The 18,630-nt window shown below is 71.0% G+C and carries 15 protein-coding genes; 7 read left to right on the top strand and 8 right to left on the bottom strand.

Features of this window, described 5'->3' with window-relative positions:
- Positions 1-98: 98 nt before the first annotated feature.
- Both BLR02_RS20920 and BLR02_RS20915 read left to right on the top strand, forming a co-directional pair.
- Positions 99-1,010, top strand: a complete 912-nt coding sequence (locus BLR02_RS20920) for a dihydrodipicolinate synthase family protein (protein ID WP_090664530.1) — start codon at positions 99-101, stop codon at positions 1,008-1,010.
- Between the two features lie 54 nt (positions 1,011-1,064).
- Positions 1,065-1,715: a LysE family translocator gene (locus tag BLR02_RS20915; protein WP_090561386.1), complete on the top strand. Its 651-nt coding sequence runs from the start codon at positions 1,065-1,067 to the stop codon at positions 1,713-1,715.
- Here the strand turns inward: BLR02_RS20915 and BLR02_RS20910 are convergent.
- The gene (locus BLR02_RS20910) at positions 1,674-3,188 is read right to left on the bottom strand and encodes a flavin-containing monooxygenase (protein WP_090664529.1); all 1,515 of its coding nucleotides are present in this window, start codon (positions 3,186-3,188) and stop codon (positions 1,674-1,676) included. The two genes, BLR02_RS20915 and BLR02_RS20910, sit on opposite strands and share 42 nt — an antisense overlap.
- A 115-nt stretch (positions 3,189-3,303) precedes the next feature.
- Here BLR02_RS20910 and BLR02_RS20905 point away from each other — a divergent pair, with 115 nt between their 5' ends.
- Positions 3,304-5,013 (top strand): N-acyl-D-amino-acid deacylase family protein, encoded by a 1,710-nt coding sequence (locus BLR02_RS20905; protein WP_090664528.1) that lies wholly within the window; start codon positions 3,304-3,306, stop codon positions 5,011-5,013.
- A gap of 144 nt (positions 5,014-5,157) precedes the next feature.
- Positions 5,158-5,700 (top strand): DUF4142 domain-containing protein, encoded by a 543-nt coding sequence (locus tag BLR02_RS20900; protein WP_090561392.1) that lies wholly within the window; start codon positions 5,158-5,160, stop codon positions 5,698-5,700.
- Between the two features lie 40 nt (positions 5,701-5,740).
- On the opposite strand, the gene BLR02_RS20895 is transcribed toward BLR02_RS20900, so the two are convergent.
- Genes BLR02_RS20895 through BLR02_RS20885 form a run of 3 tightly spaced genes read right to left on the bottom strand, consistent with a single transcriptional unit; the run spans position 5,741 to position 8,659 of the window.
- Positions 5,741-6,991, bottom strand: a complete 1,251-nt coding sequence (locus BLR02_RS20895) for a cytochrome P450 (protein ID WP_090664527.1) — start codon at positions 6,989-6,991, stop codon at positions 5,741-5,743.
- 31 nt (positions 6,992-7,022) lie between these two features.
- A complete protein-coding gene (locus BLR02_RS20890; RefSeq protein ID WP_090561395.1) occupies positions 7,023-7,343 on the bottom strand; it encodes a 2Fe-2S iron-sulfur cluster-binding protein in 321 nt (106 codons plus the stop codon).
- Positions 7,344-7,372: 29 nt separating this feature from the next.
- Entirely contained in the window at positions 7,373-8,659 is a 1,287-nt protein-coding gene (locus BLR02_RS20885; protein WP_090664526.1) for an NAD(P)/FAD-dependent oxidoreductase, read from the bottom strand.
- A gap of 240 nt (positions 8,660-8,899) precedes the next feature.
- On the opposite strand from BLR02_RS20885, the gene BLR02_RS20880 reads away from it, so the two are divergent.
- Genes BLR02_RS20880 through BLR02_RS20870 form a run of 3 tightly spaced genes read left to right on the top strand, consistent with a single transcriptional unit; the run spans position 8,900 to position 12,195 of the window.
- Complete coding sequence (locus BLR02_RS20880) at positions 8,900-9,241, top strand: response regulator (protein WP_176849718.1); 342 nt, start codon at positions 8,900-8,902, stop codon at positions 9,239-9,241.
- A 47-nt stretch (positions 9,242-9,288) separates the two neighbouring features.
- The gene (locus BLR02_RS20875) at positions 9,289-11,211 is read left to right on the top strand and encodes a PAS domain-containing protein (protein WP_090664525.1); all 1,923 of its coding nucleotides are present in this window, start codon (positions 9,289-9,291) and stop codon (positions 11,209-11,211) included.
- A gap of 45 nt (positions 11,212-11,256) precedes the next feature.
- Entirely contained in the window at positions 11,257-12,195 is a 939-nt protein-coding gene (locus BLR02_RS20870; RefSeq protein WP_090664524.1) for a tripartite tricarboxylate transporter substrate binding protein, read from the top strand.
- Between the two features lie 27 nt (positions 12,196-12,222).
- On the opposite strand, the gene BLR02_RS20865 is transcribed toward BLR02_RS20870, so the two are convergent.
- From BLR02_RS20865 to BLR02_RS20850, 4 genes are all read right to left on the bottom strand, one after another.
- Positions 12,223-15,393 (bottom strand): efflux RND transporter permease subunit, encoded by a 3,171-nt coding sequence (locus tag BLR02_RS20865; RefSeq protein ID WP_281201102.1) that lies wholly within the window; start codon positions 15,391-15,393, stop codon positions 12,223-12,225.
- A gap of 14 nt (positions 15,394-15,407) precedes the next feature.
- A complete protein-coding gene (locus tag BLR02_RS20860; protein WP_176849717.1) occupies positions 15,408-16,619 on the bottom strand; it encodes an efflux RND transporter periplasmic adaptor subunit in 1,212 nt (403 codons plus the stop codon).
- A 133-nt stretch (positions 16,620-16,752) separates the two neighbouring features.
- The gene (locus BLR02_RS20855) at positions 16,753-17,748 is read right to left on the bottom strand and encodes an alpha/beta fold hydrolase (RefSeq protein ID WP_090561407.1); all 996 of its coding nucleotides are present in this window, start codon (positions 17,746-17,748) and stop codon (positions 16,753-16,755) included.
- Positions 17,745-18,629, bottom strand: a complete 885-nt coding sequence (locus BLR02_RS20850) for a fatty acid desaturase (RefSeq protein ID WP_090664522.1) — start codon at positions 18,627-18,629, stop codon at positions 17,745-17,747. The genes BLR02_RS20855 and BLR02_RS20850 overlap by 4 nt, the downstream gene beginning before the upstream one ends.
- Position 18,630: the final 1 nt, after the last annotated feature.

Here is an 18,630-nt window from a genome sequence, read left to right as displayed (position 1 = left end):
GGGCGACAGGGCCTCCGACCACGCCATGGCGGCCTTGATCCAGGCTGACGGGGCAGGTTCGCCCGGATCTCCTTCCAACCGCCCAGAGGACCCAAGCCATGTCCGTGGCGCCCGCGATGTTCCGTGGCCTCTCCGCCTTTCCCATCACGCCCGCTGATCCGCATGGCCGGGTGGACACCGGGGCCCTCGTGCCGCTCGTGCAGCGTCTTGCCGCGGCGGAGGTGGATTCGGTCGGTCTGCTCGGAAGCACCGGCACCTATGCCTATCTGGCCCGGGCCGAGCGGCGACGCGCGGTCGAGGCCGCGGCGGGCTGCCTGGGCGGGCGGGTGCCACTCATCGTGGGTATCGGCGCGCTCAGGACCGGCGACGCGCAGGATCTGGCCCGCGATGCGGAGGCCGCGGGGGCGGACGGCCTCCTCCTTGCCCCGGTCTCCTACACCCCGCTGACCGAGGAGGAGGTCTTCGAGCATTTCGCCGCGGTCGCGGGAGCGACAGGCCTGCCTCTCTGCATCTACAACAACCCCGGCACGACCCACTTCACCTTCAGCGATGCCCTGCTGGAGCGGCTGGCGCGGGTCCCCGGCATCGCCGCCGTGAAGAACCCGGCGCCCCCGCCCGCGGAGGCGCGGGCCCGGCATGGGGCGCTGCGCGCGAGGGTCCCCGGCACTTTCGCCATCGGCTATAGCGGCGACTGGAACGCCGCGGATGCCGTGCTGGCGGGTGGGGACGCCTGGTACAGCGTCGTCGGCGGGTTGTTGCCCGTGCCGGCGTTGCAGCTCCTGCGCGCCGCCCAGGCGGGGCGGGAGGACGAGGTGGCGCGCTGGAACGCCCGGTTCCAGCCGCTATGGGACCTCTTCCAGGAGCTGGGCAGCCTGCGCGTGGTCTACGCCGCCGCCGGCATCCTGGGCCTCTGCCATGCGGAGCCGCCACGGCCGATCCTCCCGCTGCCTCCGGCCGCCCGCCAGCGCGTGGCCGCCGCGCTGGAGATGCTCGATGCCGGTGACCGGTAGCCGGGCCCGGCGCCGCAGGGCCGAAACCTCGCACGTCCACGGAGAGCCATTGCCATGCCTGACCTGACCCAACTTGCCCTGTATCTCGCCGCGGCCCTCCTGCTCGCCGTGACACCCGGTCCTGGCATCTTCTATGTCGCGGCACGCACGCTTGCTGGCGGCCGTGCGGAAGGCGTGGCCTCCAGCTTCGGCACCGGGCTGGGGGGCATGGTCCATGTCCTCGCGGGCAGCCTCGGCGTGTCCGCCATCGTGCTCGCCAGCGCGGAGCTGTTCACCGCGCTGAAGATGGTCGGGGCCGCCTATCTGATCTGGCTCGGCGTCCGCACCTTCCTGTCGGCCCGCCGGGATGCGTCGGCAGGTCCGGGTGGCGGGCCCGCGGCACCATCGATCGGCCCAGGGCGGGCGTTCCGCGAGGGCGTGCTGGTCGAGGCGCTGAACCCGAAGACGGCGGCCTTCTTCCTGGCCTTCGTCCCGCAATTCGTGGATCCGGGCGCCGGCCATGTCGCCCTGCAATTCGTGGTGCTCGGCTTCCTGTCGGTGGCGCTGAACACCCTCGCCGACATCGTGGTCGCCTTCGCGGCGAGCGGCATCCGGGACGGCGCGGCGACACGTCCCGCCCTGGTCTGCCGCCTGCGGCAGGCCTCGGGGGGCGCGATGATCGCGCTAGGCCTCGGCCTCGCTCTGGCGAGGCGCCCGGCCAGCTGATGGCCGGGCCATGGGGCTCTCGCGGCCGGGCGGGGGCGGCACCAGCCTCTCGCGCTCCAGCACCACCTGCGGCACGTCATAGGCCAGCAGGTCCTCGTAGAGCCGTGGCAGGTCGGCCTCGAACAGCCCCCGCGTCACCCCCGCCGCGACGCGTGGCGCGGCGATGCTCATGGCGTTGATCGAGCTGCCGGCGGGGCCGAAGGAGAGGCTGGTGCCGATGGCGAAGAGGTGGATGTCGCGCAGCCAGGGCGTCTCGCCCGGCTGCGCCTCGAGGAAGCTGCTGTCGGTGGCGAGGTAGGGGAAGCCGCCGAGGCGCTCGGCGAGCTCCGGCGGCGTCTCGCCGGGCGGCGGGGTGTAGCGGTCGCGCCAGCGGGCGATGTTGTGGGCGCAGGCGGCGAGCTCCGGCGCGAGGCCCGGGTCCATCCGCGCGCCGGTGCCGCAGATGAGGAAGTCGGCGGCGAAGTCGCCCTGCCCGGTCGAGACCACGGCGCGGCCGGCCTCGGCGCGGGCATCGTGCCAGCTCCGGCCGACATGCATGGTGAAATTCGGGAAGGCAAGGACGCGGCTGTAGGTATCCTGCGGGAAGCCTTCGCGCAGGCCGAGGATGTAGCTCATGAAGCGCCAGCGCCACTCGTCCGGCATCTGGTGCATGTGGCGGAGGAAGCCGGCGAAGGTGAGCCAGCGATAGGGCTGGATGATCATCGGCTCCACCCGCCGGCAGAACAGGTGGACCTCGGCGGCGCCCGCCTCCAGTGCCGTGGCGGCGTTGTCGAAGGCGGAGGCGCCGGCGCCGAGCACGGCGACGACCTTGCCGCGGAGGGCGGCGAAGTCGATCGCCTCGCTGGCATGGGCGCGCAGCGCGCGCGGCAGGGCCGTGACGAATTCCGGCATCCACCAGGCGCCGACGCCCTCCTGCCCGGTGGCGATGACGACCTTGCGGGCCAGCAGCGGGCCGTCCGAGCTGTCGATGCGGAGGCAGGGCAGGCCGTCATCGGTGCGGGCGGGGGTGATGGCGCCGGCGGTGACGCCGTTGCGGACGGGGATGCCGGTGACGCGGCGGAACCAGAGCAGGTAGTCGTGCCAGGCCTCCTTCGGGATCCAGCCCATCGCCTCGAAATGCGCGGCGCCGAACTGCGCCTCGTGCCAGGCCTGGTAGGTGAGGGAGGGCAGCCGCAGGTCGGGCCCGATCTGGGTTTTCCAGCTCCGCAGCGTCCGCATCCGGGCATAGGTGACCCAGGGGCCCTCGCGGCCTTCCGGTGCCCGGTCCACGACCAAGATGTTCTCCACCTTGTCGCGGCGCAGGGCATGGGCGATGGCGAGGCCGCCCTGGCCGGCGCCGATGATCAGGCAGTCCAGCACCGGGGCGCCGCCACAGGCCTTCGGCACCAGCCAGGGGGCGCGGGGATGGGCGGTCAGCTCGAGGTCGCGGGCGACATCCTGTTCCAATTCGAGAAGATTGCGCGGTGCGGGCATCCGGTGGGCTCCTGATGCAACGAGCCTAGCAAGGGCCGCGCCACGATAGCCTGCTATCATTGACAGGGGCCGCCCACCGGCCAAGGCTGGGGAAAACCTCCGGAGGGAACAGCCCATGGCCACCGAGCCGAGCCTCGTCATCCGTCGCGGCACCATCGTGGACGGCAGCGGCGGGGAACCCTATGAGGCCGATATCGCGCTTGGCGGCGGGCGCATCCTGGCGATCGGGGATGTGCCGCAGCGCGGTGCCGAGGAGATCGACGCCAAGGGCCGGATCGTCACCCCGGGCTTCGTCGACATCCACACCCATTACGATGCGCAGGCGACCTGGAGCAGCCGGCTCGACAGCTCCTCGCTCAATGGCGTGACGACGGCGCTGATCGGCAATTGCGGCGTTGGCTTCGCTCCCTGCCGGCCGGCGGCGCGCGAGGCGCTGGTGAAGCTGATGGAGGGCGTCGAGGACCTGCCGGAGGTGGTGCTGACCGAGGGCCTGCCGTGGAACTGGGAAAGCTTCCCGCAATTCCTCGATGTGCTCGGGGCGCGGCGCTACGACATGGATGTGGCGACACAGGTGTGCCATGCGCCGCTCAGGGTGCATGTGATGGGCGACCGCGCCGCGGCCTATGCCGAGGCGACGCCGGACGACATCGCCGAGATGGCGCGGCTGGCCGCCGAGGGCATCCGCGCCGGGGCACTCGGCTTCTCCACCTCGCGGGCCATCGCCCACAAGACGCTGGACGGGACCCACACGCCGACCCTCGGCACGCCCGAGCCGGAGCTGGAGGCGATCGCCCGCGCGGTCGGCCAGGCGGGGGCGAGCTGGCTGCAGGTGATCTCCGATTTCGACGAGCCGGAGGACGAGTTCGCCCGGCTGCAGCGGATCGCCGCCGCCTCCGGCCGGCCGATGACCTTCTCGCTGCTGCAGCGCGAGAGCCGGCCCTGGCTCTGGCGCTTCCTGCTCGAGAAGATCGAGGCGGCGAATGCGGCGGGCGTGCCGATGACCGGGCAGGTGATGGCGCGGCCGGTCGGGCTGATGTTCGGCTTCGAGCTGTCGCAGCACCCCTTCATGGCGCGCCCCTCCTGGCAGGCGGTGGCGGCGCTGCCCTTCGCCGAGAAGATGAAGATCCTGCGCGACCCGGCCTTCAAGGCGCGCATCCTGGCCGAGGAGGTGCCGGACCCGGCGCTGCGGGACCGGCTGAATGTCTGGGACATGATCTTCAAGCTGGGCGACCCGCCCGACTACGAGCCGCGGCCGGAGACCAGCGTCGGCGCCATCGCGGCGCAGCGGGGCATGGACCCGGCCGAGCTGTGCTGGGACTGGATGATGGAGCGGGACGGCAAGGCGATCCTCAACCGGCCCATCATCAACTACGCCGACCGCGACCTGGAGGCGGTGCGGGCGATGGTCGAGCATCCGCAGACGCTGATGGGGCTCGGCGATGGCGGGGCGCATGTCAGCATCATCTGCGACAGCTCCTCCACCACCCATATGCTGGCCTACTGGACGCGGGACCGGGTGCGCGGGCCGAAGCTGCCGCTGCCCTTCGCGGTGCGGCGGCTGACGCGGGACAATGCGCTGGCGCTCGGGCTGGCCGATCGCGGGCTGCTCGCCGTCGGCAAGCGGGCGGACCTCAACGTCATCGACTATGACCGCCTGCAGATCCGCGTGCCGGAGCTGCGCTACGACCTGCCGGCGGGCGGCAAGCGGCTGGTGCAGGAGGCCGTGGGCTATGTGGCGACCATCGTGAACGGCGAGGTGGTCTACCGCGATGGCCAGGCGACCGGGGCGCTGCCCGGCCGGTTGATACGCGGGGCGCAGGCTTGACGAATCCGACTTCGGGCAGGGTCACGAGATAGGCGGCTTTCGGGGGTTCGTTCGGCCCTGCTGACGAACCCCCGCCGGGCCGGCCCGTTGGCGCGGCAGAGGCGGCGCGTCGCGCGCCGGCCACAGCCAAACGGAGCCGATGCCATGAACCGACGCCATGCGATCCTGGGTCTTGCCGCCGCCGGAGCGGCCGTGCCGATGCTGCGCGGGACCGCCATCGCCCAGACCGCCCCGATGGTCACGCCGGGCAAGGTGCGTACCCTCTCCACCGCCGAGCACATGGCGATGACGCTGATGGGCGGCACGCTGGCGAAGCAGACCAGCGAGCTGGCGCTGCAGCGGGCGCAGAATGCCAGGGTGAAGCAGTTCGCCGCCTTCGAGATCGCCGAGCAGACTGCCGTGGCGCAGGTGCTGACCAATACGGCCAACCCGCCGCCGGTGCCGCTCGATGCCGAGCATCAGGCCGTGCTGACGAGCCTGCAATCGCTCTCCGGCCCTGCCTTCGACCGGGGCTATGTGCAGGGGCAGATCCTTGGCCACCAGGAGCTGCTTCTGGTGCAGCAGGGCTACCTCGACAACACCAACCGCAGCGCGGATGGTCAGCACATCGCGGTGCTGGCCCGCATGTCGATCCAGCAGCACCTGACGATGCTGGAAGAGATGCAGATGATGCTGCAGCGCGGCTGAGCCGGCGCGGGGCGGCGGGGCAGCCCGCCGCCCCTTTGCCTCAGCCCGGGATCCGCACCGGCAGGTTGGTGATGCCGTGGACGAAGGCGGAGTAGGTCCGCTCCGGCCGGCCCACCACCTCGATCCTCGGGAAGCGGCGCAGGATCTCCTCCCAGAGGATCTTCAGCTGCAGCTCGGCCAGGCGGTTGCCGACGCAGCGATGGATGCCGAAGCCGAAGGAGAGGTGCCCGCGCGGCCGGGCGCGGTCGATGATGAAGCGGTCGGGCTGCTCGATCGCCGTCTCGTCACGGTTGCCGGAGATGTACCACATCACGACCTTCTCGCCGGCGCGGATGGTCTTGCCGCCGATCTCGAAATCCGCGACCGCCGTGCGCCGCATATGGGCGAGCGGCGTCTGGTAGCGGATGATCTCCGGCACCATGGTCTCGATCAAGGCGGGGTTGGCGCGCAGCTTGTTGTATTCCGCCGGGTTCTCGTTGAGGAAGAGCACGCCGCCGCTGATCGAATTGCGCGTGGTGTCGTTGCCGCCGACGATCAGCAGCACGAGGTTGCCCATGAATTCCCGCGGCGTCATGTTCCGCGTCGCCTCGCCATGGGCGAGCATGGAGATGAGGTCGGGGCGCGGGTCGGCGTTCACCCGCTCGTTCCAGAGCTTCATGAAGGCGCCGAGCATCTCGGCGAAGACGGCCTCGCGCTGCTCCTCGTTCTCGATCAGCCCGCCCGGCATGGGCAGCGCGGTCGCGCAGTCGGACCAGTGGGACAGCTTGCGCCGGTCCTCCTGCGGGAAGTCGAAGAGCGTTGCCAGCATGGAGACCGTGAGCTCGATGGAGACCCGGTCCACCCAGTTGAAGGTCTCGTTGCGCGGCAGGCCCTCGAGGATGCGGATGGCGCGCTCGCGGATGACATGCTCGAGCTTCGCCAGGTTGCCGGGCGCGACGATCGGCTGCACCACCTTCCGCTGCTCATCATGCTGCGGCGGGTCCATGGCGATGAACATGGGCAGGCGCAGGGCCTTGTCGCGGTCGCGGATGGAGATGCCGCCATGGAGGCTGTCGGAGGACAGCACCTTATGCGCCAGCTCGCATTGCATGATGTCCTTGTAGGTCGAGATCGACCAGAAGGGGCCGAACATGCTCTCGGCGCAGTAATGCACCGGCGCCTCGCGCCTGAGGCGGGCGAAATAGGGTTGCCAGACATCGTCGCGGAACAGGGCCGGGTTGCTCGGGTCGAGCCGGTCGAGCGGCGTGGTCGCGGCGATGCGGGCATGGTCGAGGTCGACGGGGGCGTTCATGGCCGGCTCCTCCTTGTTCTTCCCTTGGGGCTTAGTGTTGGGCCTCCGGCATCCGCACGATGAGGCCGTCGAGCGCGGGCGACATGGTGATCTGGCAGGACAGGCGGGAATTCGGCGCGGCGGTCGCGGCGAAGCTCAGCATGCTCGCCTCCTGCTCGCCTGGCGTGCCGCATTGCGCCAGCCACGCCTCATCGACATAGACATGGCAGGTGGCGCAGGCGCATTCGCCGCCGCAATCGGCATCGATGCCGGGGATGGCGTTGTCCACCGCGCCCTGCATCACGGACTTGCCGGCCTCCAGCGCGATCCGGTGCTCGGTGCCGTCATGCTCGATATAGGTGACCTGCGGCATGGTCTTCGTTTCTCCCCTTGGTCTGGCGGCTAGATGGCGAGCTCCTTCAGCGGCACCGCGCTGTCGTGCAACAGGCCCGGCGCAACCTGCCGCGCCTTCGCCACGAGGATGCGCCCCGCCATGAAGTCCGCCGGCGCGTTCACCGCCTCCACCGCCAGGACACGGTGGTCGGCGGCGAGGTGGAAGACGGCGAAGCTGCCATCCTCCGGGCTGCCGCGCAGCACCGCCTCGGCCGGGTCGAAGGCAAGGCCGGCGATCTGCAGGCGAAGGTCGTACTGGTCGGACCAGAACCAGGGCACCTCCGGCACCGGCGGCGGGCGGCCGCAGATATCGGCCGCGGCCTGCTTCGCCTGCTCGATGGCGTTCGGCACGCTTTCCAGCCGCGCCTCGCGCCCATAGAGGGGCAGGGGGCGGCGGGTGCAGTCGCCGATGGCGTAGATCAGCGGGTCCGAGGTGCGGGCGGCGAGGTCGACGGTGATGCCGCCGCCCGCTTCGAGGCCGCACTCCACCGCGAGCGCCTCGTTCGGCATGGCGCCGATGCCGACGAGGACGGCATCGCAGGCAATTCGGCGGCCGTCGCGGAGGCGCACGGCCTGGGCGGCGCCGGCCTCGCCCTCGATCCCCTCGACCGCGGCATCGAGCAGCACCTCCACGCCCTCGGCCCGGTGGCGGGCCTCGATCATGGCGGAAAGGTCGGTGCCGGCGACGCGGGCCAGCACCCGGGCCTCGCGCTCGATCACCACCGCCTCGGCGCCGAGGGCGCGGGCGGAGGCGGCGACCTCGAGGCCGATATAGCCGCCGCCGATGATCGCCAGCCGCCGCCCCGGCTCGAGCACGGCGGCCAGCGCATCGGCATCGGCCGCGCTGCGCAGCGCCAGCACGCCGGACATCTCAGCACCCGGCAGGCCGAGGCGGCGGGGCGAGGCGCCGGTCGCGAGCACCAGCCGGTCATAGGGCAGGGTGCCCCCATCGGCGAGATGGACCTCGCGGGCGGCGCGGTCGATGGCGGTGACGCGGGTGCCGAGGCGGGTTTCGATGCGCTGCTGCTCGTAGAAGCGGGCGGGGCGGAGGGCGAGGTTGTCGGCCGTGGCCTCGCGCTTCAGCCAGGCCTTGGAGAGGGGCGGGCGCTGGTAGGGCAGCAGGGGTTCCTCACCCACCAGGGTGATCCGGCCCTTCCAGCCATATTGGCGCAGGAACGCCACAACCGAACCGCCGGCATGGCCGGCTCCGGCGATGACGATGCCCGCCTGGTCCTGGCCCGCCTGGTTCCTGCCTGGCCCATCCTGGCTCACGCGACGAAGGCCCTCCCTGGCCATGGGGTGGAAGGATGGGCACAGGCTGGCCGATTGCGTCAAGGAAGCCGTCCCGGTGGCGGGGAAGCGCTGGCGACGACGATGCGCCCGTGCCAGACAGGAGCGGCCAGCCAGTACAAGGTCACAACAACGTCATGGTATTGGGCTGGAGCATGGGCGGTGCGTTCCCGAACTGACAGGCGGGGCTGGTGCCGCCCTGCCTGAGCATCGAGGCCTGATATGCATGCGCGTCGTATACTGATCGTGGAGGACGACCCCATGGTCGCGCTCGATCTCGAGGAGATCGTGCTTGGCCTGGCGGAGGGCGAGGCGCAGGTCGCGCTCGCCTCCTCCGTGCGCGAAGCGCAGCGGGCGCTGGCCTCCTCCACCTTCGATGTGGCCCTGCTCGATATCGATGTGCTGGATGGCAAGACCTTCGAATTCGCCCAGGCACTGCATGAGCGGGGGACGCCCTTCGCCTTCGTCTCCGGCTCGCGCCCCGACGAGGTGCCGCCCGCGCTGCAGCAGGTGCCCTTCGTGCCGAAGCCATACGATCCGGCCGATATCGAGCACATGTTGAACGCGAAACTGTCCCTTCGGGCGTGAGCCGGGATGGGTTGTTGCAGTTGGCGAGCGGATCGGAACGCGTGGCGATGAATGCCTTCAGAGGCCCGGTGAACGAGACAGGGGCGGGCGGGTCGCAGGGTCCGGCCTGGAGCGAGGCGCAGCGGCTGTCCGCGCTCGAGAGCTATGGCGTGCTCGACACGCCGCCGGAGCGGGCCTTCGACGAGGTGGTCGAGCTTGCCGCCCAGCTCTGCGCGGCGCCCATCGCGGTGGTGAACCTGATCTCCGAGCACCGGCAATTCTTCAAGGCGGAGATCGGGCTCGGGGTGCGGGAGACGCCGCTCGACGTCTCGATCTGCGCCCATGCCATCCTGCAGCCCGATCTCTTCGTGGTGACGGACACGACGCAGGACCCCCGCTTCGCCGCCAATCCGATGGTGACCGGCGCCCCCCATCTGCGTTTCTATGCCGGCTCCCTGTTGAAGACGGAGGAGGGGCTGCCGCTCGGCACGCTCTGCGTGCTCGATCACAAGCCGCGGCCGGAGGGGCTGACCGAGCAGCAGGCCTTCGCCCTGCATGTGCTGGCCCGGCAGGTGATGGCGCAGCTGGAGCTCCGCCGTGCCCTGGCGGAGCGGGAGGCCAGCGAGCGGCGCTTCCGCGTGCTGGCCGATGCGATGCCGCAGATGGTCTGGTCCACCCTGCCGGATGGGGCGCACGACTACTACAATGCCCGCTGGTACGACTTCACCGGTGTGCCCTTCGGCTCGACCGACGGGGCAGGCTGGAACGGCATGTTCCACCCGGAGGACCAGGGCCGGGCCTGGGAGCGCTGGCGCCATTCCCTCGAGACCGGCGAGCCCTACGAGATCGAGTACCGCCTGCGGCGGGCCGACGGGGTCTATCGCTGGGCGCTCGGCCGGGCGATGCCGGTGCGGGATTCGCAGGGGCGGATCGAGCGCTGGTTCGGCACCTGCACCGATATCGAGGACATCAAGGCCACCGAGGATGCGCTGCGCATCAGCGAGGAGCGGCTGCGGCTGGCCCTTGGCGCGGCGGAGATGATCGGCACCTTCGTCTGGGATGCGGCGCAGGACCGGCTGACCGCCGATCCGGGCTTCGCCCGGCTGTTCGGCCAGGCACCCGAGGCGATGGGATCGGGCGTGCGGCTGGCGGTGCTGGTGCCGAGGATCGACCCGGATGACCTGGCGCGGCTGCGCCGGCAGATCGGCGCGGCGATGGAGACGGGCAGCGCCTTCGAGGCGGAGTTCCGGCTGCGGCACAAGGCGGAGGGGACACGCTGGGTGGTGGCGCGCGGTCGCTGCGCCCATGACGCCGCCGGGCGGCCGGTGCGCTTCTCCGGTGCCGTGGTCGACATCACCGAGCGCAAGCGCGCGGAGGAGGGCCAGGAGCTGCTGGCGCGCGAGCTCTCCCACCGCATCAAGAACATCTTCACCGTCATCGGCGGGATGGTGACGCTATCGGCCTCCGGTACCTCGCCCGAAGTGCGCGGCTTCGCCAACAGCCTGCGGCGGCGGCTGAACGCCCTGGCGGCGGCGCATGAATATGTGCGGCCGCACAGCGCCGAGTCTGGCCCGGCGGCGACGGAGACGACGTTGCGCGGTCTGCTGGCGACCCTGCTCGCGCCTTACGGGGTGGAGGAGGCCGCACGGATCGAGCTGCTCGGCGACGACGTGCCGGTCGGGGTCAAGGCGGCGACCTCGCTCGCCCTGATCCTGCATGAGCTGGCGACGAATGCGGCCAAATACGGGGCGCTGTCGCGGCCGGAGGGAAGCGTCACCATCGAGGGCGCGCGGCTGGGCGAGCGCTTCGGCCTCACCTGGCGGGAGAGCGGCGGGCCGGAGGTGGAGGGGCCGCCCGTGCGGCGCGGCTTCGGCACCATCCTGGCGGAGCGGGGCGCCATCACCCAGCTCGGCGGCAGCATCGCGCAGGACTGGCCGCGCGAGGGGCTGGTGTTGCGGCTCGAGGTACCGCTGGCGCGGCTGGCCTACTGAGCGGGGCCTGGGATATAGCCGGTCTTTCCATAAGAACGGTCCAAGATGAAACGTATCCTCGCATCCGCCGGCATCCTGCTCGCCATGGCGATGGCTCCGCCCCCGGCAGCCGCCCAGACCGCCGTCACCATGATCGTCAATTTCTCGGCCGGCGGCTCGACCGACCTCATGGCCCGCATGCTCCAGCCGGAGCTCTCCGCCGCGCTCGGAACGCAGGTCGTCATCAAGAACAGCTCGGGGGCCAATGGCACGGTCGGCGCGCTGGAGCTCACGCGCTCACCGCGTGATGGCAACACCCTGTTGATGACCCCGGGCGGCTCGCTGGTGCTGACACCGCATACGAGGGGCGCGAATTTCCGCAATGCCGACTTCGCGCCGGTCTGCCAGGTGGTCTCGGCGCCCATCATCATGATGACGCAGAAGGATTCCGGCTTCCGCAGCCTGGAGGATGTGCTGGCGGCGGCCCGGAAGGAACGGGGCGCCCTTGCCTTGGCGAATACCGGCCCGGGCAGCACGCCGCATATCAGCTCGATCTCGCTCGAGCGGCTGACGGGCGTCGAGTTCAACCACATCCCCTTCCGCGGGTCGGGCGATGTGGTGCAGGCCATGGCGTCGCGGCAGATCACCGTCTTCACGGACCAGGCGCCGCTCGTCCGGCAATATGACTACCACCCCATCGCGGTCTATGCGGCGGAGCGCATGGCGGAATTCCCGGAGACGCCCACCTTCCGCGAGCTTGGGTACGACCTCACCTTCTCCATCTGGTCCGGCCTTTACGCCCCCGCGGGCACGCCGGAGGCGGTGCTCGACCGGATCGACGGCGCGTGCCGGCGCATGATGGAGAGCCGGCCCGTGATCGACGGGCTGCGGCAGCTCAACATGCCCATCCAGTACCGCAACCGCGCCGACTTCACCGCCTACCACAATGCCGAATACGAGCGGTACGAGGCGATGGTGAAGCGCTACGACCTGCGGGTGAACTGAGGCGGGCCCGCCTCCGGGCGGGCCTGCCTATCCCGGCAGATGGCGCGGCCGGCGCCGCTGCCGCGTCATCTGCCGCAGCATCGAGGGGCGCGGGCCGACGATGCGGCGGATCACCATGTAGAAGACGGGCGTGAAGAGCAGGCCGAAGGCGGTCACGCCGATCATGCCGAAGAATACCGCCGTGCCGACCGCGCGGCGCATCTCCGCCCCCGCGCCGCTGGCGATGACCAGCGGCAGCACGCCGAGGATGAAGGCGAGCGAGGTCATCAGGATGGCGCGCAGCCGGATCCGGCAGGCCTCCACCACCGCCTCCAGCGGGCTCTGCCCCTCATCCTCGCGCTGCTGGGCGAATTCGACGATGAGGATGGCGTTCTTCGCCGCCAGCCCGACCAGCACGACGAAGCCGATCTGGGTGAGGATGTTCACATCCTGCCCGAGGGCGCGGACGCCGAGGGTCGAGGTGAGGAGGCACATCGGCACGATCAGGATGACGGCGAAGGGCAGGCTCCAGGAGCCATACTGCGCCGCCAGCACCAGATAGACGAAGAGCACGCAGAGCGGGAAGACCAGCAGGCCGGCATTGCCGCTCTGGGTCTGCTCGTAGGAGAGGTCGGTCCAGTCGAAGCCGATGCCGTCGGGCAGGGTGCGGCGGGCGATGCGCCCGATCTCGGCGATCACGGCGGCGGAGCCGTAGCCGGGGCGGATCTCGCCGGCGACCTCGGCGGACGGGTAGAGGTTGTAGCGCGGCACGCGCTGCGGGCCGGTGATGTCGCGCAGCGTCATCACATTGGCCAGCGGCACCATCTGGTCCTGCGCGTTGCGGGTGTGGAGCCGGCTCAGATCCTCCCGCAGCCGGCGGTATTCCGGCGAGGCCTGGGCAACCACGCGCCAATTGCGGCCATAGGCGGTGAAGTCGTTCACATAGGAGGAGCCGAGCAGCGTCTCGATGCTCTGGCTGAGGCGGGCCACGGGCACGCCGAGCATCTCGATCCGGCTGCGGTCGATATCGACGGCGATGAGCGGCGCGTCGATGCGGAAGGGGGTGTAGACGCCGGCAAGGCCCGGCACGCGGCGAAGGGCGGCGACCAGGTCATCGGCCGCGGCGGAGAGGATGGCGGTGCCGCGGCCGGTGCGGTCCTCGAGGCGGAGGGCGAAGCCGGCGCCGCTGCCGAGGCCGGGCACGGCGGGGGGCGGGATGACGAGCACCGTCGCCTCGTCCAGCACCGCGAGGCGCCGGCGGAGCTCGCGCATGATGCCGTCCGAGGTGATGTGCTGCGGCAGGCGCTCGGTCCAGGGCGCGAAGACCGGCGTCAGCATGCCCTGGTTGCCGCCCGCCGTGTTGGTGGCGCCCGAGATGCCGGCGAGGGCCGAGACGCTGGCAATGCCGGGGATCTCGCGCGCGATCGCCGCGGCGCGCTCGACCACGGCGGTGGTGCGGGCGAGGGAGGCGCTGCCCGGCAGCTCGATGGAGACAACGGCGTAGCCGCGGTCCTGCGCCGGCACGAAGCCTTGCGGGGCGGTGACGAGCAGCAGCCCGGCCCCGGCGATCAGCAGGGCGTAGAGGGCGAGCATGGCGAAGGAATGCCCGACCACGCGCCGGGTGAGGTTGCCATATCCATCCGCCAGCCGGTCGAAGCCGGTGTTGAAGCGGTCGAGCAGCCAGCCGACCAGCCGCCGCACTCCGCCGGGCGGCACCGCGGGCTTCGGGGCATGCGGGCGGAGGATCAGCGAGGCCAGGGCCGGGCTCAGGGTGAGCGAGCAGAAGCAGGAGAGCGCGGTCGCCACCGAGATGGTGATGGCGAATTGGCGGAAGAAGCGGCCGGTGATGCCCTCGAGGAAGGTGGTGGGGACGAAGACGGCGCAGAGCACGAGGGCGATCGAGAGCAGCGCCCCGCCGACCTCGAGCATGGTGCGCTCGGCGGCGGCGGCCACCGAGGGCTCCTCGGCCAGGTGGCGCTCGACATTCTCGACCACGACGATCGCGTCATCCACCACGATGCCGACGGCGAGCACCAGGCCGAACAGCGTCAGCACGTTGAGGGTGAAGCCGAGCGCCATCATCACGCCGAAGGTGCCGATCAGCGAGACCGGGATGGCGAGGATGGGGATCATCGCCGCCCGCCAATTCTGCAGGAAGAGCAGCACCACCAGCACGACGAGGACGACCGCCTCGCCGATGGTGACGGCCAGCTCATGCACGCTCTCGGCGACGAAGCGGGTCGGGTCATAGGCGATCTCGGCGCGGATGCCGGCCGGGAAGTCGCGGGTGATGGCATCCAGCCGGTCGCGGATCTGCTGCGCGGTGGCCAGCGCGTTGGAGCCTGGGCGCTGGGTCACGGCCAGCGCCACGGCGGGGCGGCCCTGGAGGGTGCTGGCGGTGGTGTAGGAGGCGGCGCCCAGCTCCACCCGGCCGATATCGCCGAGCCGCAGCAGCCGCCCATCGGCGCCGGCGCGGACGACGATGCGCTCGAACTCCGCCGGGTCGTCGAGCCGGCCGCGGAAGGTGAGGTTGGGCTGGAAGGCCTGGTCGGCGACCGGCGGCTCGGCGATCTGGCCGCCGGCGACCTCGGCATTCTGGGCCTGGATGGCGGCGACCACATCCTCGGCGATGACGCTGTTGGCCGCCATCCGGCCGGGGTCGAGCCAGACGCGCATGGCGTAGTCGCGCGCGCCCTGCATGTCGATATCGCCGATGCCGTCGATGCGCAGCAGCTCGTCCCGTACCTGGCGCAGGGCGAAGTTGGACACGTAGAGCTGGTCGTAGGATGCGTCGGGCGAGGTGACGAAGATCACCATCAGCCGGTCGGTGGCGATCTTGCGGGTGGTGACGCCCCAGCGCCGCACCTCCTCCGGCAGGCGGGGCAGGGCGGTGGAGACGGCGCCCTGGACCAGGATCTGTGCCCGGTCCGGGTCGGTGCCGAGGCGGAAGGTGACGGTCAGCGTCATCCGCCCGTCGGCCGTCGATTGCGAGGACATGTAGAGCATGCCCTCGGTGCCGTTCACCTCCTGCTCGATCGGCGTGGCGACCGTATCCGCCACCACCTGCGCCGAGGCGCCGGGATAATTGGTGGCGACGACGACGGTGGGCGGCGCGACATCCGGATATTCGGAGATCGGCAGCGAGAGCATCGACAGCCCGCCGATGATCAGCAGCACCAGCGAGAGGACGCAGGCGAGGACCGGCTGGCGGACCGAGATGACGCCGATGTTGCTCAGCGTCGTGCCTCCGGCTGGGGGTCGGGCGCGGCGGCGCGTCGCGGGGCGACGACCTGGCCGGCGCGGGCGCGGGTCAGGCCGGTGACGACGATCTCCTCATCGCCCTTGAGGCCGGTGCGGATCACCCGCATGCCGTCATGCAGCGGGCCGAGCTCCACCGGGCGCATCTCCAGCATGTCGCCCGGCGCCAGGACGTAGACGATGCGGCGGGACTGGTCGGTGGCGATGGCGGCTTCGGGCAACAGCAGCGCCTGGTAGGGCGCGCTGGCGACCAGCCGGATGCGGGCGAAGACGCCGGGCAGCAGCAGGTCGCGCGGGTTGGCGAAGCGGGCGCGGAGGCGGATGGTGCCGGTGCCGGCATCCGCCTCGTTGTCGACGAAGACGACGCGGCCCGTATGCGGGAAGCCGGTCTCGTCGGCCAGCGCCAGCTGCACCGGATTGGCCATGTCGCGCGAGGAGGGGCGGCCGCCGCGTTCGGCCAGCCGGGCGTAGCGGAGGGCGGCCGCCTGGTCGATGTCGAAGCTGACATCGATCGGGTCCATGGTGACGATGACGGCGAGCAGCGTGGCGTTGCTCGCCTCGCCGCCGGAGACGAGGTTGCCGGGGCTGACCAGGTGGCGGCCGATGCGGCCGGCCTGGGGGGCGCGGATCTCGGTGAATTCGAGGTCGAGCCTGGCGCGCTGCAGGCTGGCATCGGCCTGGACGACCGCGGCGCGGGCGGCTTCCAGCGCCTGGGTGCGCTGCTCGAGATTGGCCTCCGACCCGGCGCGGTACTGCAGCAGGTTGGTGGCGCGGGCGAATTCCCGCTCCGACAGGGTGACCTGGGAGCGGGCGGCGGTGAGGCGGGCCTCGGCCTCGGTCACCGCGGCCTCGAAGGGGCGGCGGTCGATGCGGAAGAGCAGGTCGCCGCGGCGGACGATCTGGCCATCCGTGAAGGCGATGGTGTCGAGGTAGCCGCTGACGCGCGCGCGCAGCTCGACCCGCTCGGTGGGGACGACGCGGCCGGTGAACTCATCCCAGTCGGTCACCTGCTGCCGGACGGGCGGCTGGACGGTGACGGTCGGGGTCATGTCGGGCGGCAACTCCTCCTCATGGCTGTCACAGCCGGCGAGGAGAAGGGCCATCAGCGCGGCCAGCAGGGATGCGGCCGGACGCAAGGACGACGGGCGGCGGAGGCGCGGCGGCGCCTCGACGTCTCGGGTCTCCATTCTGGTCCTCCGGCGGCGGGACAGGCACGCTACCGGCTCGATGGCATGCGCCTCTTGTCGTGATCACCGATTCTAGAACGGTTCGGTCATCAACCGGCGACCGGGTGCATGACAAGATCGCGACCGAGGCAACTCAGCTGTCGAGCAGCGCCCGGACCTCGGCCTTGATGAAAGCGGCATCCGCCGGGCTGGGCCCCGGATTGCCGGCGCGGTGGCCCCAGATGCTGGGGATGACCGAGAGCCTGCCATGCCTCAGATGCGGCAGCTCCGCCTCATTGTCGGCGACGCGGAAATAGAGATCCGTGGCGGAGGGCAGCAGCAGCACGCGGGCCTGGATGGCGGCGAGCGCGGCGGGCAGGTCGCCGCCATCGGCGATGTCGCCGGCATCCCAGGTGCGGAGCTGGGCGAGCAGGTCGGCGGCGGCGCGGCGGGCGAAGCGCTCCTCCCAATCGGTGCGGAGGAAGGTCTCGAGATCGGGGGCGCCGAGGGCGGTGAGGTGGAGGTTGGCGCGGTAGAAATCCTGGCTCAGCGCCCAGCCGGCATAGACACGGCCGAAGGCGCGGAGGGCCGCGGCGGGCTGGGCGGAGAAGCCGCCCCGCCCGTCATATTCGGGCGCGGCCTCCAGCACCGCCATCTGGCTGCGGAGGAAGACCTGGTTGTGGACCGCGGTGCGGGCGCTGCCGCAATTGACGACGATGCGGGCGACGGCCTCGGGGAAGGCGGCGGCCCAGTGATAGGCCTGCTGCGCGCCCATCGACCAGCCATAGACGGCGTGCAGGCGCTCCACGCCGAAGACCTCGGCCAGCAGGCGCCGCTGGGCGCGCACATTGTCCCAGGCGGTGACGAGGGCCGGCCAGCCGGGGTTGTTCGAGGGCGAGGTGGAGAGCCCGTTGCCGAACATGTTGGGGATTACGATGAACCAGCGCGTCGGGTCGAGGATGCCATCCGGCCCGATCAGCCATTCGAGGTCCGGGTGCTGGGCGCCGTAGCTGGTGGGGTAGAGGACGACATTGTCCCGGGCCGCGTTCAGCGTGCCGTGGGATTTCCAGACGATGCGCGCGCCGGGCAGCGTGCCGCCGCGATGCAGCGGCCAGTCGCCGAGTTCGAAGACCCCGTCCTGCGCCGTCATGCGCGCATCGTCTTCAGGTGCTCGGCATGCCAGCTGGCATAGCCGGGATGCACATGGGCCAGCCGGTCGCGCAGCAGGGCATGCGCCTCGCCCAGGCGGTGGAAGGGGATGAAGGGGTAGAGGTGGTGCTCGGCGTGGAAGGGCATGTTCCACATCAGCAGGCGCATCAGCGGCGTCGTCAGCATGGTGCGGGTGTTGGTCAGCCCGTTGCGGTCCATCGAGCAGCCGGTGTGCTCGGTGAAGAGGTAGAGGCGCAGCAGGGGCTGGCCGACGAGCTGCGGCAGCAGCCAGAAAAGCAGCGGCGCCTGCCAGCCGAAGACGAGGCCGGAGAGGATGGCGAGGCCGAGCACCGTCGCCACCATCGCCCGCATGCTGCGGATGACGCGCGGGGCGGTGGCCGGGTTGATGAAATCATAGGCGCTGAGATCGCCGCGCAGGCCGTCCCAGAGGTTGCGGCCGCGCCCGCGCCAGTAGGGCAGCGCCAGCATCTTCACCAGATAGCCGGGCAGGCGGGTGGGCGGCGGCGGCGTCAGCTCCGGATCCTTCGCGGGGTCCTGGGTGTGGCGGTGATGGGCCAGGTGGAATTGCTGGTAGAAATGCCAGTTGAACAACGAGAAGGCACCCGCCGCCCAGCCGACCACCGCATTCAGCCGGCGATTGGCGAAGGCGGTGAAATGCACCGTCTCATGCAGCGGGGCGAAGAGCGCGGCCTGGGCGATGCCGAGCAGCAGCACCGCCGGCGCCTTCCACCAGCCCTCGGCCAGCGCCACCAGCAGGCCCGAGCCGAGCAGCAGGGCGCAATGGACGGCCAGCTGGCGCAGCCCCTTCGCATCCGAACGTGCCGAGAGATGCATCATCGTCGAAGGGGCAGGCGCCTGCATG

The sequence above is a fragment of the Belnapia rosea genome (assembly GCF_900101615.1).
Lineage (GTDB): Bacteria > Pseudomonadota > Alphaproteobacteria > Acetobacterales > Acetobacteraceae > Belnapia > Belnapia rosea.
The sequence above is the reverse complement of the archived record's forward strand: the minus strand, read 5'-3'. Positions and strand labels throughout refer to the sequence as shown.

What these genes read in the sequence shown, in the direction of transcription:
- BLR02_RS20920 (WP_090664530.1), top strand. Translation starts at nt 99, where the DNA reads ATGTCCGTGGCGCCCGCGATGTTCCGTGGCCTCTCCGCCTTTCCCATC.
- BLR02_RS20915 (WP_090561386.1), top strand. Translation starts at nt 1,065, where the DNA reads ATGCCTGACCTGACCCAACTTGCCCTGTATCTCGCCGCGGCCCTCCTG.
- BLR02_RS20910 (WP_090664529.1), bottom strand. Translation starts at nt 3,188, where the DNA reads ATGCCCGCACCGCGCAATCTTCTCGAATTGGAACAGGATGTCGCCCGC.
- BLR02_RS20905 (WP_090664528.1), top strand. Translation starts at nt 3,304, where the DNA reads ATGGCCACCGAGCCGAGCCTCGTCATCCGTCGCGGCACCATCGTGGAC.
- BLR02_RS20900 (WP_090561392.1), top strand. Translation starts at nt 5,158, where the DNA reads ATGAACCGACGCCATGCGATCCTGGGTCTTGCCGCCGCCGGAGCGGCC.
- BLR02_RS20895 (WP_090664527.1), bottom strand. Translation starts at nt 6,991, where the DNA reads ATGAACGCCCCCGTCGACCTCGACCATGCCCGCATCGCCGCGACCACG.
- BLR02_RS20890 (WP_090561395.1), bottom strand. Translation starts at nt 7,343, where the DNA reads ATGCCGCAGGTCACCTATATCGAGCATGACGGCACCGAGCACCGGATC.
- BLR02_RS20885 (WP_090664526.1), bottom strand. Translation starts at nt 8,659, where the DNA reads ATGGCCAGGGAGGGCCTTCGTCGCGTGAGCCAGGATGGGCCAGGCAGG.
- BLR02_RS20875 (WP_090664525.1), top strand. Translation starts at nt 9,289, where the DNA reads ATGAATGCCTTCAGAGGCCCGGTGAACGAGACAGGGGCGGGCGGGTCG.
- BLR02_RS20870 (WP_090664524.1), top strand. Translation starts at nt 11,257, where the DNA reads ATGAAACGTATCCTCGCATCCGCCGGCATCCTGCTCGCCATGGCGATG.
- BLR02_RS20860 (WP_176849717.1), bottom strand. Translation starts at nt 16,619, where the DNA reads ATGGAGACCCGAGACGTCGAGGCGCCGCCGCGCCTCCGCCGCCCGTCG.
- BLR02_RS20855 (WP_090561407.1), bottom strand. Translation starts at nt 17,748, where the DNA reads ATGACGGCGCAGGACGGGGTCTTCGAACTCGGCGACTGGCCGCTGCAT.
- BLR02_RS20850 (WP_090664522.1), bottom strand. Translation starts at nt 18,629, where the DNA reads ATGCAGGCGCCTGCCCCTTCGACGATGATGCATCTCTCGGCACGTTCG.